Origin of the sequence: Bradyrhizobium symbiodeficiens, assembly GCF_002266465.3 — a bacterium.
GTDB classification, from domain to species: Bacteria; Pseudomonadota; Alphaproteobacteria; order Rhizobiales; family Xanthobacteraceae; genus Bradyrhizobium; species Bradyrhizobium symbiodeficiens.
In genome coordinates, this window is sequence record NZ_CP029427.2 from 889,594 (window position 1) to 905,557 (window position 15,964).

Genomic DNA, 15,964 nt, shown 5'->3' on the forward strand with positions numbered 1-15,964 from the left:
TCGCCCCGGAATGACGCCGAAGGCTGCCGCGGCACCTTGGCGGACCGCCTCACACGGTGTTATCACCCCCCAATGGCATCTCTCCTGAGTACTTTCATCCTGCCGGTGGCAGCCGGCGCCGTGGCGTTGGTGCTGCTGCTCGGGCTCATCAACATGATGCGCGGCGGCTCGCCCAACACCTCGCAGAAGCTGATGCGCTGGCGCGTGCTGCTTCAGTTCGTGGCGATCGTCATCGCGATGCTCGCGGTCTGGGCGATGGGGCGGTAATCATGGTCTTGCTCAATCGCATCTACACCAAGACCGGTGACGACGGCACGACGGCGCTCGGAACCGGCGAGCGGCGTCCGAAATACGATCTGCGCATCGAGGCCTACGGCACTGTCGACGAGACCAACGCCGCGATCGGCGTCGTCAGGCTTCATACCGCAGACATGCCAGATCTCGATGCGATGCTAGGCCGCATCCAGAACGATCTGTTCGACCTTGGCGCCGACCTCGCGGTGCCGGAACGCGAAGGCAAAGCCGAGCGGCTGCGGGTGGTGGCGAGCCAGGTCGAGCGGCTCGAGCGCGACATCGACGCGCTCAACGACAAGCTCGCGCCGCTGACCTCCTTCGTGCTTCCGGGCGGCACGCCGGCTGCGGCCCATCTCCATGTGGCGCGTACGATATGCCGCAGGGCGGAACGGGTGATCGTGGAACTGGCGGCCCGACCCGAGGAGCAGGTCGGCGCGGCTGGCATCCAATATATGAACCGTCTGTCGGACTTCCTGTTCGTGGCCAGCCGAGCCGCCAACGGTCATGGCGCTGGCGACGTGCTCTGGGTTCCAGGCCAGAACCGCTGACCCATCGAACTCTCGCATTTCCGAGGGCTAAAATTAGGCCCGTTCGCGCGTTGACCGGGGCAGATCAGGCCTTTAGGTTCCGCGCCAGTTGATAACCCCCCTCCCAAATTGAGTGAAAGAGGATCGATGAAGGTTCTTGTGCCGGTAAAGCGGGTGGTCGATTACAACGTCAAGGTCCGCGTCAAGAGCGATGGATCGGGCGTTGAACTCGCCAACGTCAAGATGTCGATGAACCCGTTCGACGAGATCGCGGTCGAGGAAGCGCTGCGCCTGAAGGAAGCCGGCAAGGCGACCGAAGTCGTGGTGGTCTCCATTGGACCGGCGCAGGCGTCGGAGACGATCCGCACGGGTCTTGCCATGGGCGCCGATCGCGGCATCCTGGTGAAAGCGGACGGCGCGGTCGAGCCGCTCGCGGTCGCCAAGATCCTGAAGAAGGTTGCGGACGAAGAGCAGCCCGGCCTGATCATCCTCGGCAAGCAGGCGATCGACGACGACAGCAATCAGACCGGCCAGATGCTGGCTGCGCTGCTCGGCTGGTCGCAGGCGACGTTCGCCTCGAAGCTCGAGGTCGAAGGTTCTGACTTCAAGGTCACCCGCGAAGTCGATGGCGGCCTCCAGACCGTGAAACTGAAGGGACCGGCGATCGTCACCACCGATCTGCGTCTCAACGAGCCGCGCTATGCCTCGCTGCCGAACATCATGAAGGCCAAGAAGAAGCCGATCGCGGACAAGACCGTCGCCGATTACGGCGTCGACGTCGCTCCCCGTCTCGAGGTCGTCAAGACGACGGAGCCGGCGGGCCGCAAGGCGGGCGTCAAGGTCAAGGACGTCGCCGAGCTGGTGTCGAAACTCAAGAACGAAGCCGGGGTGCTCTGATGACGACGCTGCTGATTGCCGAACACGACAATGCGTCGGTGAAGGATTCGACCAACAAGGCACTGACCGCGGCCGCCGCGCTCGGCGCTGATGTCGAGGTCCTCGTTGCCGGCCAGGACGCCAAGGCCGCGGCGGATGCCGCCGCCAAGCTTGCCGGCGTCAAGAAGGTGCTGCTCGCCGACGGCGAGCTCTACGCACACGATCTCGCCGAGCCGCTGGCCGCGCTGATCGTCTCGCTCGCCTCGGGCTACGATGCCATCGTCGCGCCCGCGACCTCGCGCTTCAAGAACGTGATGCCGCGCGTCGCCGCCCTGCTCGACGTCATGCAGGTTTCGGAGATCATCAAGGTTGTCGCCCCCGACACCTATGAGCGCCCGATCTATGCCGGCAACGCCATCCAGACGGTGAAGTCCAAGGACGCCAAGAAGGTCATCACGGTCCGCACCTCCACCTTCGCCGCAGCCGGCGAGGGTGGCAGCGCGCCGGTCGAGACCGTCGCGGCGGCCGCCGATCCGGCCCTGTCGTCCTTCATCGGCGAGGAGGTCGCCAAGAGCGACCGTCCCGAGCTGACCTCGGCCAAGATCATCGTCTCCGGTGGCCGTGCCATGCAGAGCCGCGAGAATTTTGCCAAGTACATCGAGCCGCTCGCTGACAAGCTTGGGGCCGGTGTCGGTGCCTCGCGCGCGGCGGTCGACGCCGGCTATGCGCCGAACGACTGGCAGGTCGGCCAGACCGGCAAGGTGGTGGCCCCCGAGCTCTATGTCGCCATCGGCATTTCCGGCGCGATCCAGCATCTGGCCGGCATGAAGGACTCCAAGGTGATCGTCGCGATCAACAAGGACGAGGACGCGCCGATCTTCCAGGTTGCCGATTACGGCCTGGTCGCCGATCTCTACCAGGCGGTTCCGGAGCTGACGGCCGAACTCGGCAAGCTCGGCAAGTAAAACACGTCGAAAACACCGGCCGGAGGGATAAACTCCGGCCGGTGTTTCATTTCTGAGGCGTTTTCTTTGGCGTGGGGCACGCCGGGGAGGCGATCCAATCTAGGTTTCGAGCCCGGGTTCTGATTAAATCAAGCTTCTGATCAAATCAGACCTCCCGGCTTGGGAGATAGGCAGGCGCGCGCGTCGCGCGCCGTTCCGGTGGATGACATTATGGCGGCAGTGATCAAGAAGGTCGGCGTGATCGGCGCGGGGCAGATGGGCAACGGCATCGCGCATGTCGCGGCGCTGGCCGGCTTCGACGTGGTGCTCAACGACGTCTCGTCCGACCGTCTCAAATCGGGCATGGCCACCATCAATGGCAATTTGGCGCGCCAGGTCTCCAAGAAGGGAGTCACCGAGGACGACAAGGCCAAGGCGATCGCCCGTATCTCGCTCGCCGAGAAGCTCGACGGTCTCGCCGACTGCGATCTCGTGATCGAGACTGCGGTCGAGAAGGAAGAGGTCAAGCGCAAGATCTTCCACGAGCTCTGCGCAGTGTTGAAGCCCGAGGCGATCGTCGCCTCCGACACGTCCTCGATCTCGATCACCCGGCTGGCCGCCGCCACCGACCGGCCCGAGCGCTTCATCGGCATTCACTTCATGAATCCGGTGCCGCTGATGGAGCTGGTGGAGCTGATCCGCGGCATCGCCACCGACGATGCGACCTTCGAGGCGTCCAAGGAATTCGTCGCCAAGCTCGGCAAGCAGGTCGCGGTCTCCGAGGATTTCCCGGCCTTCATCGTCAACCGCATCCTGCTGCCGATGATCAACGAGGCGATCTACACGCTGTATGAAGGCGTCGGCAATGTCGAGGCGATCGACGCGGCGATGAAGCTCGGCGCCCACCATCCGATGGGCCCGCTGGAGCTCGCCGATTTCATCGGCCTCGATACCTGCCTCTCGATCATGCAGGTGCTGCATGAGGGGCTGGCGGATTCCAAATACCGCCCGTGTCCGCTGCTGGTGAAATACGTCGAGGCCGGCTGGCTCGGCCGCAAGACCCAGCGCGGGTTCTACGATTACCGCGGCGCCAAGCCGGTTCCGACGCGCTAAGGCGGGTCTCGTAAGGTAGGCAAAGGCGCACTTGCGCCGTGCCCACCATCTCTCTCGGTCGCAAAAAGTGCGCGGGCACGCTTCGCTTTGCCCGCCCTACGGCACCTCGGCCATGTGACAATTCATGTCGCGTTAACCCATCCACCCTAGGTTACGGCCAGTACGAGGGTTCGCGTAATGGACATGATGGCAATGGTCAGCACCATGCTGGCCGCTCAGCAAGGCGCGCTGCAGTCGAATATCTCGGCGACGCTGGCCAAGCAGAACGCGGATATGGAGAAATCCACCGTCCTGACGCTGATGGGCGCGGGTCAGCCCTCGCTCGCCAATGTCGGTGCCGGCGTCGGCGGCAATCTCAACGTCACGGCTTAAAATCCCTAGAGTGCTGCGGCGGCCTTGCCCGTCGCCGCCCGGATCAGCTTGAGCGCGTCCTCGCTCGCCCATTCCGCCGGCCCCGCGATCGTCGCGATCTCACAGCCTTGCGGATCGACCAGCACCGAGGTCGGCATGCCCAAGGCCCGGCCTATCGATTTAAGGTCCTGAAACACCTTGGCTTTTTGATCATTGAAGTAGCCGAGCCTGGTCAGATTGGCCTCTTTCAGGAACGTCTTCGGCTTCTCGGGGTCGCGGGTGTCGATATTGATCGCCACCACCTCGAAATTAGGGCCCGACAGCTTGCCCTGGAGCTCGTCCAGCGCCGGCATTTCCTTCCGGCACGGCACGCACCAGGTGGCCCAGAGGTTCACCAGCAGCGTCTTGCCGCGGAAATCGGACAGCTTTTTCGGCCTGCCGTCGGAATCCTCGAAGGCGAGGTCGGGCAGCTTGAGGGGCGCGCTCGCCATGGTCAGCGCCGCCAGCTCGCCATGGGCGAGGGGGGCGATCTTTTGCGCCGTCGCCACCGCCGGCTTGCAGGCCGGATCGCCTGACGGTGCCCGGCTCAGGCCCAGCCCGTACAACGCGGCGAAGCCGGCCAGCCCTCCGATCGCCACCGTGGCGATGACGAGGGGGACCCGGCGCGTGGCGGAGGGCTTCTTGTCGAGCATATCGTTTGTCATCCGGTCGCAGATATGGCTATCAGGGGCCTCTTAGTACGGCTGGCGGCAGCCGGCAAACGTGCGGCAAATCAAGGCGTGAGCAGGCGATCATGAGCAACAAGATGTGGGGCGGCCGGTTCTCGGAACGTCCCGACGAGATCATGGAAGAGATCAACGTCTCCATCGACGTCGATCGTCACCTGTTCGCCCAGGACATTGCCGCGTCCAAGGCCCACGCTGCGATGCTTGCCAGCCAGGGCATCATCACGGGCTCTGATGCGAAAAATATCGGCAAGGGTCTAGACACGATTTTGTCAGAAATCGGCAACGGCGGCTTCGAGTTCAAGCGCGCACTCGAGGACATTCACATGAATGTCGAGAGCCGCCTGACCGAGCTGATCGGCCCGGCCGCCGGCCGCCTGCACACCGCGCGCTCGCGCAACGACCAGGTCGCGACCGATTTCCGTCTCTATGTCCGTGACGTCCTCGACGAGACCGACGCGGCGCTGGCCGCGTTCCAGGCCGCGCTGGTCAATCGCGCGCTGGAGCATGCCGCAACAGTGATGCCCGGCTTCACCCATCTGCAGACCGCGCAGCCCGTGACCTTCGGCCATCATCTGCTCGCGTATGTCGAGATGGCCGGGCGCGATCGCGGCCGTTTCCAGGACGCGCGCAAGCGGCTGAACGAATCCCCGCTCGGCGCCGCCGCGCTCGCCGGCACCTCGTTCCCGATCGACCGCCACGCCACCGCCAAGGCGCTCGGCTTCGACCGCCCGATGGCGAACTCGCTCGACGCGGTCTCCGACCGCGACTTCGTGCTGGAGACGCTGTCGGCGGCCTCGATCTGCGCCGTGCACATGTCGCGCTTTGCCGAGGAGATCGTGATCTGGACCTCGCCGCTGGTCGGCCTGATCCGGCTCAGCGACAAGTTCACCACGGGATCCTCGATCATGCCGCAGAAACGCAATCCGGATGCCGCCGAGCTGGTGCGCGCCAAGACCGGCCGCGTCATCGGCGCGCTCAACGGTCTCCTGATCGTGATGAAGGGCCTGCCGCTCGCCTATCAAAAGGACATGCAGGAGGACAAGCAGGGCGCCATGGAGGGCTTCGCCGCGCTGTCGCTGGCGATCCGCGCCATGACCGGCATGGTCCGCGACCTCGAGCCCGACGAAGCCAGGATGAAGGCGGCCGCGGGCGAGGGCTACGCCACCGCGACCGACCTCGCCGACTGGCTGGTGCGGACGCTGAAAATGCCGTTCCGCGAGGCCCATCATGTCACCGGCCGCATTGTCGCCAAGGCCGCCGAGGGCGGCGTCGCCCTGCATGAGCTACCGCTCAAGGAGATGCAGGCGATCGAGCCAAAAATCACCAAGGACGTGCTCGGCGTACTCTCGGTCGAATCGTCGGTGAAGAGCCGCACCAGCTTCGGCGGCACCGCGCCGAAGAACGTGGCGTCGCAGGCGAAGGCCTGGGCGAAGCGGCTGGAAAAGGAGCGAAAATTGGGCTGAGGGCAAAATTTCGCTTATGTTTCATGGTCATCCGGCTCTCGCCAGAGTGCGCCAATCTCTGTATGGTGCGGTCCGCGTAGTGGGGATTTTGTCGTGACGTCAAAGTTTCGCCCGGCCGGCTCGGTGTGGGCCATCATTGTCTTGAGCCTGACGGCGCTTGCGCTGGCCGGCTGCGGCCGCAAGGGTCCGCTGGATCTGCCGCCGACGGCCTCCAGCGCGTCCACGGCCAACGTCGCAGCTCCAACCGACACCGACACCGCAGCCCAGAAGACGTCGAGCATGTTCAATCCCACTTCATCAGGTGCGGATGCCGAGCCCGCGGCGGCCAAGGGCAGGAAGAAACCGTTCATTCTCGATCCGCTCTTGGACGAACCTCCCGGCAAGAGATAAGCCGGGACAACCGAGCCTGCGCCATGAATCATTTCGACTATCGCAACGGCGTGCTGCACGCCGAGGCGGTGAATTTGTCCGAGCTGGCCGCGACCGTCGGCACGCCGTTCTATTGCTATTCGACCGCGACGCTGGAGCGGCACTATCGCGTCTTCACCGAGGCCTTCGCCGGAGAGAAGGTGCTGGTCTGCTACGCCATGAAGGCGAACTCCAACCAGTCGGTGCTGCGCACGCTGGCCAAGCTCGGCGCCGGCGCCGACGTGGTCTCCGGCGGCGAGTTGAAGCGCGCGCTGGCGGCCGGCATTCCCGCCAGCAAGATCGTCTTCTCCGGCGTCGGCAAGACGGAAGCAGAGCTGCGCGCCGCGCTCGCCGCCGACATCCTCTGTCTCAACGTCGAATCCGAGCCGGAGCTCGAACTGCTGTCGCGCCTGGCCACCGAGGCCGGCAAGACCGCGCGGATCTCGTTGCGCGTCAATCCCGATGTCGACGCCGGCACCCACGCCAAGATCTCGACCGGCAAGTCCGAGAACAAGTTCGGTATCCCGATCGTGCATGCCCGCGAGGTCTATGCCCGCGCCGCAAAACTCCCGGGCATCGAGGTAACAGGCACCGACGTGCATATCGGCAGCCAGATCACCGACCTCTCCGGCATGGAGACGGCGTTCCGCATCCTCTCCGAATTCGTGCAGACGCTGCGCGCCGACGGCCACGATATCCGTCATGTCGATTTCGGCGGCGGCCTCGGCATCCCCTATTACATGGACCGCGAGGCGCCGCCGGCACCGGCGGCCTATGCCGCCATGGTCAAGCGCGTCAGCCACAATCTCGGCTGCACGCTGATGTTCGAGCCGGGCCGCATGATCGTCGGCAATGCCGGCATCCTGGTCGCCAGGGTGATCTATGTGAAGCACGGCGACGGCAAGAATTTCGTGATCATCGACGCCGCGATGAACGACCTGATCCGTCCGACGCTGTACGAGGCGCATCACGACATCCTGCCGGTGAAGCAACCCGCCAAGGACGCCGCGACAATCCGGGCCGATGTCGTCGGCCCAGTCTGCGAGACCGGCGACTATCTCGCGCTCGACCGCACGCTGCCGACGCCCGCGCCCGGCGATCTCATCGCCATCATGACGGCGGGCGCCTACGGCGCGGTGCAGGCCGGCACCTACAACACGCGGCCGCTGGTGCCGGAGGTGCTGGTGAAGGACGATCAGTACGCGGTCGTACGCCCGCGCATTGAGGTCGAGCAGTTGATCGCGATGGATACGCCCGCGCCGTGGCTGTGAGGCGAGGCGCTACTTCCCCGCAAATCCGCTGGCTTTCCCGCCAACCACCACCCCCGCCTTCTTCTCGATCGGCTTGATCGCCGCGGTGAAATCCGACTCGGCGCCTTCCGCGCTGATTACGGTCTCCCACAACCGCCCGACCGCGTCGGCGACCTCCATCGACAGGCCGAGCTGCTTCATCTCCTCCAGCGCCAGCCGCACGTCCTTCACCATCAGCCCGGTGGCGAAGCCGAAGTCGAAGCTGCGCGGCAGCACCGCGCGCGGAAACTTGTCGCGGCTCGCGGTGTTCATGCCCGAGCCGGCATTGATGACGTCGATCATCACGGCGGGATCGAGCCCGGCTTTCACGCCCATCACCACGGCTTCCGACGTCGCCACCATCGCGGTGGCCGAGAGGAAATTGTTGGCGAGCTTCATGGTCTGGGCAGCGCCGGGCTTCTCGCCAATGAAGAACACTTTTCCGATCACGTCGAGCGCCGGCTTGAGCAGCTCGAATTCCGCCTTCGGCCCTGAGACCATCACCGCCAGCGTGCCCTTCTCGGCTCCGCCGACGCCGCCGGAGACGGGGCAGTCGATCTGCACGATGTTACGTTCGGCGAGCAGGCCGTGAATCTTCACGGCCATCGCGGAGCCGACGGTGGAAAGATCGATGAAGCGCTTTGCCCGGCTGCCCGCGATCACGCCGTTCGCTCCGGTTGCAACCTCGAGCGAAGCCTGCAGCGAGGGCAGGCTCGCCATCACGGTCTCGACCCGGTCGGCAACGTCCTTCGGCGATGTCGCCGCCGTCGCGCCGACCGCCACGAGCTTGTCCGTGACCTCCTTGCGCGTGTCGAACACGACGAGCCTGTGGCCTGCCTCGATCAACCGCCGCGCCATCGGCAAACCCATGTTTCCGAGCCCGATGAATCCGATGTCCATGGTGTTTCCTTCTTTTCTTCGTTGTTGTGAGAGATGCTTGATCGACCCGCGGTGTCGTCCCGGGGCATCGCGGAGCGATGAGCCCGGGACCCATAACCCCAGGGAGAAGTTGTTGCGCGAAGCCGGTCACTCCGAGTCCCGCTAACCACGTCGTCCTGTGGTTATGGGTCCCGGGCTCGCGCTTCGCGCGCCCCGGGACGACGGAGTTCCCTTCACGCCTTGCCGTCGATCTCCGCAAACACCTCCCGCGCGATGCGGAAACTGTCGACTGCGGCGGGCATGCCGCCATAGATCGCGACCTGCATCAGGATCTCGCGGATCTCCTCGCGGCTGACGCCGTTGGTCAGCGCGCCCTTCAGATGCGCGCGAAACTCGTGCTGGCGGTTCAGGATCGCGATCATGGCGATGTTGAGCATGCTGCGGGTCTTGCGCGGCAGCTCCTCGCGGCCCCACACCGTGCCCCAGCAATATTCGTTCAACATCTCCTGGAACGGGCGGTTGAAATCGTCGACGTTCTTCAGGGCGTTGCTGACATAGGCCTCGCCCAGCACTGCTTTGCGGACTTCCAGGCCCTTGTCGTGCATCTTCTTGTCCATGGCGTTTCCTCTCGTCTCTCTCGGTTGGCGGCGCGGAAATTACGGGGTTGTGCGGGGCCAGTCACGTCCTCGTGTTATGCGGGAAAAGGGGTGTCTCCCGTACCGGAACGGATGCCTCAGTGCTGCCGTTGTGATAGGCTTCTCTCCCGGGCAACCTGGAGAGTTGATTGAACGGCGTCACCCCCGACCCGTCAGACCCGATCCGCAACAGCGATGCTCTGTCGCGGCTGAAGCTGGCGCAGGCCCTCGATCGGGCCATTTATGCCATCGCATGGGAGCGTGCCTGGCCGAATTTGGCGCGGCTTCTGACCGTCGTCGGCCTGTTCCTGGTGGTGTCCTGGGCCGGCCTCTGGCTGGCGCTACCGTTCGTCGCCCGTGCCGTCGGTCTGGTCGTTTTCGCCGGCATCGCAATTGCCGTCCTGTTTCCCTTGATTCGCTTCCGCTGGCCGAGCCGCGAGGAGGCGCTGGCCCGGCTCGATCGTGGTTCCGGGATCCGTCACCGCCCGGCCACGACGCTGACGGATACGCTGTCATCGCAGGACCCGGTCGCACAGGCGCTGTGGCAGGCGCAGCGCGAGCGCACGCTGGCCTCGCTCAAGCGCATCCGCGCCGGCCTGCCGCATCCGCGGCTGGCGCTGCATGATCCCTGGGCACTGCGCGCGCTGGTCATGGTGATGCTGGTTGCGACCTTCTTCGCCGCCGGCGACGAGCGCGGAATGCGGCTCGGAGCCGCCTTCGACTGGAACGGCGTGCTGGCGCCGGCCAATGTTCGCGTCGATGCCTGGGTCACCCCGCCGCTCTACACCAGCAAGCCGCCGGTCATCCTGTCGGCCGCCAACAAGGAGGCCGCGGCGCTGCCGGCTTCCGGTCCCCTGGCCGTTCCCGCAGGCTCGACCCTGATCGTGCGCTCCTCCGGCGGCAGTCTGGATGTCGTCGTCTCCGGCGGCCTCAAGGAGGTCGCCCCCGCGGAAGTCGCGCCCAAGGGCACCAACGAGAAGCATTTCACCATCACCGCTGACGGCACCGCACATGTCCGCGCGCCCTCCGGCCAGCCGCAATGGGCGTTTGCGGCCACGCCGGACCATGCGCCGACGATCGCGCTCGCCAAGGATCCCGAGCGCCAGGCGCGCGGCGGGCTGCAGCTCTCCTACAAGATCGAGGACGATTACGGCGTCACCGGCGCGGATGCGCAGATTGCGCTGCGCCCCGCCGACACCAAAGACGGCAGCAAGGATTCCGACGGCAAGGCTGCGCCGCGGCCGTTGTTCCAGCCGCCGCAGTTCCCGCTCGTGCTGCCGAACGCGCGCACCCGCAACGGCGTCGGCCAGACGGTGAAAGACCTCAGCGAGGACCCCTATGCCGGCGCCGACGTCACGCTGACGCTCACCGCCAAGGACGAGGCCGGCAACGAGGCCAGGAGCGAACCCTTCAACATGCGCTTGCCCGAGCGTCTGTTCACCAACTCGCTCGCGCGTGCGCTGATCGAGCAGCGCCGCATTCTCGCGCTCGACGCCAACAGGAACTCGGACGTCTACACCGCGCTCGACGCGCTGATGATCGCACCCGAATTGTTCACGCCGGATGCCGGCTGCTATCTCGGCCTCCGGAGTCTCGCGACCCAGCTCGAGGCTGCCCGTACCGACGATGCGTTGCGCAACGTGGTGGCGAGCATGTGGGCCTTCGCGACCACCATCGAGGACGACGGTGTTGCCGGCAGCGTCAACGCCGCGCTGCGTTCGGCGCAGGACGCCCTAAAGGCGGCGCTGGAACGCGGCGCCAGCGAGGACGAACTCAGGGTGCTGACGCAGAAGCTGCGCGAGGCCATGGCCGGCAAGGTGCGCGATCTCGCCCGCCGCGCCGAGCAGAATCCGCTCGGTGCCCGGCAGCCGTTCCCCGCGGAGGTCCAGCTCATCCTCGACAAGGCAGTCGAGTTGCGACAAAAGACCCAGAAGGCGACGCCCGAGCAGCTCGCGGATCTTGCGCAGCAGCAGGACGTCTTGCGCGAGCAGCTTCAGGCCTACCGGAAGTCGGCGAACAGCCGTGCCAACAAGGCGGGAGACGACAAGACCAACCAGTTTACGCGGGACCGGAAATGCGGAAGCTAGCACGCGCGCCAGTCTTGAAGGCGATGTCGATCGCCTGCCTCGCCTTGCTGTTGGGCGGCGTCTCGCCGGCCGCGGCCCAACTGGATCAGGATCCCGATGCGCTGCTCGACAGCGCGGAAAAGGCGATGCAGGAATCCGGCGACAGCCTCAGGCAGAAGGAATCCGGGAAGAGCCTGGGCAACCAATCCGACGCCATCCAGAAGCTCGAGGAGTACAAGCGGGCGACGGAACGGAGCCAATCCTCCAGCCGTGATCGCAACGTCATCACGCAGCGCGATCTGGATGACCTCTTGCGGCAGATCGAGAAGGCTGCGCGCGAAGGCAATAAAGAGGCGGCCCAGCGCATGCTCGAGCAGCTCGCGCAGATCATGGAAAACCTCCAGATGGCGCAGCCCGGGCAATCCGGCGAGAGCGAGATGGAGCAGGCGCTGAACGAGCTCAGCGACATGATCCGCAAGCAGCAGCAATTGCGCGACAAGACTTTCAAGCAGGGCCAGGATTCCCGGCGTGACCGCTCGCGCGGCAAGCAGCAGGGCGACCAGTCGATGTCGGAGCTGCAGCAGGATCAGCAGTCGCTGCGTGACCGTTTGAAGAAGCTGCAGGACGAGCTCGCCAAGCGCGGCCTCGCGCAAAAGGGACAAAAAGGCCAGAAGGGTCAGCAGGGTCAGAAAGGCCAGCAGGGCGATCCGGGCCAGAGCGGCGATCAGGACGGCGATCAGGGGGAGGACGACGGCAGCCTGGACGACGCCGACGGTGCCATGGGCGATGCCGGCTCGAAGCTCGGCGATGGCAATGCCGATGGCGCCGTGGACTCGCAGGGCAAGGCTCTCGACGCGATGCGCAAGGGCGCGCAGAAGATGGCCGAGGCGATGCAGCAGGGCGATGGCGAGGGGCAGGGCGATGGTCCCGGCAACCGGGCCGGCCGTCAGCAGAGCGGCGGCAATCAGACCGATCCGCTGGGCCGCCCGCTGCACGGCCGCGATCTCAGCGACGACTACACCGTCAAGATCCCGGGCGAGATCGACGCCCAGCGCGTCCGCCGCATTCTCGAAGAGCTCCGCCGCCGCCTCGGCGACAGCTCGCGCCCGCAGATCGAGCTCGATTACATCGAGCGGCTGCTGAAGGATTTTTGAGGCGGACGCCACAAGCTCACTGTCATCGCCCGACTTGATCGGGCGATCCAGTACTCCGAGACGGTTGTTATTTAATCGATAGGCTGCGGCGTACTGGATGCCCCGCCTTCGCGGGGCATGACAGCAGTATATGTGGCTAGTGTCGCCTAAGACCCCTTCTTCGCCGCCAGCGCGTCCGCCACGGCGATGCGGATGTCGGCGATCGAGAACGGTTTTGTCACGACGTCGTGCACCAGCGCGTTGAGATTCGAGGCGCGCTCGCGCTGGTCGGCAAAGCCGGTCATCAGCAGGATGGTCAAATCGGGAAAATCGCGCGCGGCGGAGAGCGCCAGCGCGATGCCGTCCATCACGGGCATCTGGATGTCGGTGAGGAGCAGGTCGAACGCGCCGTCCTCGCGGGTCAGGATCTCCAGCGCTTCGGCGCCGTCCTGCGCGGTGACCGTTTCGTGCCCGTCCATGGCGATGGCGCGCGCCACCAGCGTGCGCATCGAATCCTCGTCGTCGGCGATCAGGATCTTCGGCATGGGATCAACTTTCGGACCAACTCCCGGGCGGCACTGGGCGGCGCGATTATACGCTGCCGCCGGCAATGTCGCGCCGGTTGAAGAAGCGGACGTCGATATTGCGGCCTTCCGGCGGCGGCGAGGCGAGGCGGGAGCGGAAGACGGCGCGCTCGCCAGGCCGCAGCACGGTCTGCTCCAGCACCGTATTCCAAGCGTAGATCTCCGCGCCTTGCCCGTCGCGGACGGCAAAGCGCAGCCGCGGAATATCGAGCGGCTTCTTGCCCTCGCCGACGATCACGCCCTCGATCACCAGCACCTGCTTACCGTCCACGGTCTCGCTGGACAGCTTCACGTCCCTGAAGGCGAGGCCCCGCAGGTTCACCTCAAGCCCGACCATCTTGTAGAAGGCGGCGGTCTGCGGCAGCAGCCGCACCATGTCGCCGCGCCAGATCACCAGCGCCAGCACCAGCGCGCCCATGGCGACGCAGGCGGTCGGCACGCCGAAATAGGATTTTTGGGGCACAGCGGTGGTGACCGGTCGGCTGACCCGTGCGCCGCGGCGGGGGAACAGGCTGCGGAACCAGGACTGGTGCTGCGCGCCGACGACCTCTTCCTCGGCCTCCCGGGCCGCCGCCGACCACTCGTCCTCGGTTTCATTGGGAGCCTCTTCCTCGGGCCAGTCGCTGGCGATCGAGGGGCTGTCGACGACAGGCGCATCAGTGTCGCCGTCGTCCTTGGCGTAGGAGTTCCACTGCTCGGCAAGGTCGGCCTGGTCGTCGGCCTGGCTGGCCGCGGCCATGGCCGGGACGGATGCCTCCTCGATGGCATCCTCGGCATGGGCGATCCAGGTCTCCTTGCAGCGGGAACAGCGGACCGCCCGTCCGTTCGCCCCAAGGCTCGCGAGCTTGATGGCGTAGGATGTCATACAATGGGGGCAGACGATATGCATGGACGAGCCTCGACGATGACCCAGTCGTGCCGAACCGGGCGCCCTGGATGCTACAAGGCGACCGTTAACGAACCGGAAACCATAACGGCGGCAAAACCGGTTGATCGCGCATGGCGGAGCGCAGCCATGCGACCCGCGCCCCCTCTCGAACGGAGCTGAACTTGGTTCGGTTCGAAAATGTCGGATTGCGTTACGGTCTGGGGCCGGAGATCCTGCGCGACCTCAGTTTCCAGATCCCGGCGCATTCGTTCCAGTTCCTCACCGGCCCCTCCGGTGCGGGCAAGACCTCGCTGCTGCGCCTGTTGTTCCTGTCGCACCGACCGACGCGGGGCCTCGTCAATCTGTTCGGCCACGACATCTCGCAGCTCGGCAAGGACGAGATCGCCGATCTGCGCAAGCGCATCGGCATCGTGCTGCAGGATTTCCGCCTGCTCGATCACATGACGACCTACGAGAACGTGGCGCTGCCGTTCCGCGTCATGGGCCGCAGCGAGTCGAGCTATCGCAAGGAGGTGATCGATCTGTTGCGCTGGGTCGGGCTTGGCGAGCGCATGGACGCGCTGCCGCCGATCCTGTCGGGCGGTGAGAAGCAGCGCGCGGCGATCGCGCGCGCCGTGATCTCGCGGCCGCAACTGCTGCTCGCGGACGAGCCGACCGGCAGCGTCGATCCGACGCTGGGGCGCCGCCTGCTGCGGCTCTTCATCGAGCTCAACAAATCGGGCACCGCCGTCATCATCGCGACCCACGACATCGGCCTGATGGACCAGTACGAGGCCCGCCGTCTCGTGCTGCATCAGGGACGGCTGCACGTCTATGAATAGAACCGACGAGCGCGGCGTGTTGGTCGACCTCGGACAGGAGCGTCCGCAGCTTCCGGCCAACGCGCGCAACATGTCGCCGATCGTGCCGCGCGCCTCGATCCAGGGCCGCGCGCTGGTCGCCGTGGTCGCCATCATGACCTTCCTGGCGTCAATGACCACGGGCACGGTGCTGCTGGTGAGTGCCTCCGCCGCGGAATGGCAGTCGGACGTCGCGAGCGAGATCACCATCCAGGTTCGCCCGCAGCCCGGCCGCGATCTCGAACGCGACACCGCGGCGGTGACGGAGGCGATGCGCGCGCAAGCCGGAATCGTCGAGGTCAAGCCGTTCACCCGGGAGGAGAGCGGCAAGCTGCTCGAGCCCTGGCTCGGCACCGGGCTGTCGATGGACGATCTGCCGGTGCCGCGCATGATCATCGCGCGCGTGCAACCCGGCACGCCGCTCGATCTCGGCGTCCTGCGCGCGCGCGTGACCCAGGTCGCGCCAAGTGCCAGCGTCGATGACCACCGCGCATGGATCGAGCGGATGCGCTCCATGACCAACGCCACCGTGCTCGCCGGCCTCGGCATCCTCGCGCTGGTCATCGTCGCCACCATCATCTCGGTCTCGTTCGCGACCCGCGGCGCCATGGCGGCGAACCGTCCGATCGTCGAGGTGCTGCATTTCGTCGGTGCCGGCGATCGCTACATCGCCAATCGCTTCCTGCGCCATTTCCTCAGGCTGGGCCTGGAGGGCGGCGTGATCGGCGGCGGCGCCGCGATGCTGGTGTTCGGCTTCTCCGAGTCGATCGCCGGCTGGTTTTCCGGTACCCCCGTCGGCGATCAGTTCGCCGCGCTGCTCGGCACCTTCTCGCTGCGGCCGTCCGGCTACATCGTGCTCGTGGTCCAGGCCGTGCTGATCGGCGCCATCACCGCGGTGGCCTCACGCCAGACCCTGTTCGCGACATTGAACGATGTCGACTAGGGT

The 15,964-nt window shown here is 65.9% G+C and carries 18 protein-coding genes; 13 read left to right on the forward strand and 5 right to left on the reverse strand.

Translation table 11 applies throughout. The annotated features are described in order from the left end of the window. Positions 1-72: 72 nt before the first annotated feature. The 6 genes from CIT39_RS04125 to CIT39_RS04150 all read left to right on the forward strand — a co-directional run bounded on the left by CIT39_RS04125 (position 73) and on the right by CIT39_RS04150 (position 4,126). Positions 73-267, forward strand: coding sequence for a twin transmembrane helix small protein (locus CIT39_RS04125; RefSeq protein ID WP_094973276.1), 195 nt, complete (start codon positions 73-75; stop codon positions 265-267). Positions 268-269: 2 nt separating this feature from the next. Beyond that, positions 270-842 (forward strand): cob(I)yrinic acid a,c-diamide adenosyltransferase, encoded by a 573-nt coding sequence (locus CIT39_RS04130; RefSeq protein ID WP_094973275.1) that lies wholly within the window; start codon positions 270-272, stop codon positions 840-842. A 126-nt stretch (positions 843-968) separates the two neighbouring features. Further along, positions 969-1,718, forward strand: coding sequence for an electron transfer flavoprotein subunit beta/FixA family protein (locus CIT39_RS04135; protein ID WP_094973274.1), 750 nt, complete (start codon positions 969-971; stop codon positions 1,716-1,718). Continuing rightward, the gene (locus tag CIT39_RS04140; RefSeq protein WP_094973273.1) at positions 1,718-2,662 is read left to right on the forward strand and encodes an electron transfer flavoprotein subunit alpha/FixB family protein; all 945 of its coding nucleotides are present in this window, start codon (positions 1,718-1,720) and stop codon (positions 2,660-2,662) included. Before CIT39_RS04135 ends, CIT39_RS04140 begins: the two co-directional genes overlap by 1 nt. Before the next feature lie 210 nt (positions 2,663-2,872). Next, complete coding sequence (locus CIT39_RS04145; RefSeq protein ID WP_094973272.1) at positions 2,873-3,754, forward strand: 3-hydroxybutyryl-CoA dehydrogenase; 882 nt, start codon at positions 2,873-2,875, stop codon at positions 3,752-3,754. A 177-nt stretch (positions 3,755-3,931) separates the two neighbouring features. Further along, on the forward strand, positions 3,932-4,126 hold the full coding sequence (locus CIT39_RS04150) for a hypothetical protein (RefSeq protein WP_094973271.1): 195 nt from the start codon (positions 3,932-3,934) through the stop codon (positions 4,124-4,126). Between the two features lie 5 nt (positions 4,127-4,131). Here CIT39_RS04150 and tlpA read toward each other — a convergent pair whose 3' ends face one another. After that, the gene (tlpA, locus tag CIT39_RS04155; RefSeq protein ID WP_094973270.1) at positions 4,132-4,797 is read right to left on the reverse strand and encodes a thiol:disulfide interchange protein TlpA; all 666 of its coding nucleotides are present in this window, start codon (positions 4,795-4,797) and stop codon (positions 4,132-4,134) included. 101 nt (positions 4,798-4,898) lie between these two features. On the opposite strand from tlpA, the gene argH reads away from it, so the two are divergent. From argH to lysA, 3 genes are all read left to right on the forward strand, one after another. Further along, entirely contained in the window at positions 4,899-6,296 is a 1,398-nt protein-coding gene (argH, locus tag CIT39_RS04160; RefSeq protein ID WP_094973269.1) for an argininosuccinate lyase, read from the forward strand. 93 nt (positions 6,297-6,389) lie between these two features. Further along, positions 6,390-6,686, forward strand: coding sequence for an LPS translocon maturation chaperone LptM (gene lptM, locus CIT39_RS04165; protein WP_094973268.1), 297 nt, complete (start codon positions 6,390-6,392; stop codon positions 6,684-6,686). A gap of 23 nt (positions 6,687-6,709) precedes the next feature. Then, the gene (lysA, locus tag CIT39_RS04170) at positions 6,710-7,975 is read left to right on the forward strand and encodes a diaminopimelate decarboxylase (protein ID WP_094973267.1); all 1,266 of its coding nucleotides are present in this window, start codon (positions 6,710-6,712) and stop codon (positions 7,973-7,975) included. Between the two features lie 9 nt (positions 7,976-7,984). Here the strand turns inward: lysA and CIT39_RS04175 are convergent, their stop codons facing one another. Together CIT39_RS04175 and CIT39_RS04180 are read right to left on the reverse strand one after the other, a co-directional pair. Next, positions 7,985-8,893, reverse strand: a complete 909-nt coding sequence (locus CIT39_RS04175) for an NAD(P)-dependent oxidoreductase (protein ID WP_094973266.1) — start codon at positions 8,891-8,893, stop codon at positions 7,985-7,987. A 212-nt stretch (positions 8,894-9,105) separates the two neighbouring features. Continuing rightward, positions 9,106-9,489 (reverse strand): carboxymuconolactone decarboxylase family protein, encoded by a 384-nt coding sequence (locus tag CIT39_RS04180; RefSeq protein ID WP_094973265.1) that lies wholly within the window; start codon positions 9,487-9,489, stop codon positions 9,106-9,108. Positions 9,490-9,656: 167 nt separating this feature from the next. Here CIT39_RS04180 and CIT39_RS04185 point away from each other — a divergent pair, with 167 nt between their 5' ends. Further along, a complete protein-coding gene (locus tag CIT39_RS04185) occupies positions 9,657-11,594 on the forward strand; it encodes a TIGR02302 family protein (protein ID WP_094973264.1) in 1,938 nt (645 codons plus the stop codon). Further along, on the forward strand, positions 11,582-12,727 hold the full coding sequence (locus tag CIT39_RS04190) for a DUF4175 family protein (protein ID WP_094973263.1): 1,146 nt from the start codon (positions 11,582-11,584) through the stop codon (positions 12,725-12,727). Before CIT39_RS04185 ends, CIT39_RS04190 begins: the two co-directional genes overlap by 13 nt. Before the next feature lie 146 nt (positions 12,728-12,873). Here the strand turns inward: CIT39_RS04190 and CIT39_RS04195 are convergent, their stop codons facing one another. Together CIT39_RS04195 and CIT39_RS04200 are read right to left on the reverse strand one after the other, a co-directional pair. Continuing rightward, on the reverse strand, positions 12,874-13,251 hold the full coding sequence (locus CIT39_RS04195; protein ID WP_094895924.1) for a response regulator: 378 nt from the start codon (positions 13,249-13,251) through the stop codon (positions 12,874-12,876). 46 nt (positions 13,252-13,297) lie between these two features. Beyond that, a complete protein-coding gene (locus CIT39_RS04200) occupies positions 13,298-14,179 on the reverse strand; it encodes an MJ0042-type zinc finger domain-containing protein (RefSeq protein ID WP_094973262.1) in 882 nt (293 codons plus the stop codon). 161 nt (positions 14,180-14,340) lie between these two features. Between CIT39_RS04200 and ftsE the strand changes: the two genes are divergently transcribed. Together ftsE and CIT39_RS04210 are read left to right on the forward strand one after the other, a co-directional pair. Beyond that, positions 14,341-15,000, forward strand: a complete 660-nt coding sequence (gene ftsE, locus CIT39_RS04205; protein ID WP_063694655.1) for a cell division ATP-binding protein FtsE — start codon at positions 14,341-14,343, stop codon at positions 14,998-15,000. Further along, positions 14,993-15,961 (forward strand): cell division protein FtsX, encoded by a 969-nt coding sequence (locus CIT39_RS04210; protein WP_094973261.1) that lies wholly within the window; start codon positions 14,993-14,995, stop codon positions 15,959-15,961. The genes ftsE and CIT39_RS04210 overlap by 8 nt, the downstream gene beginning before the upstream one ends. Positions 15,962-15,964 lie beyond the last annotated feature (3 nt).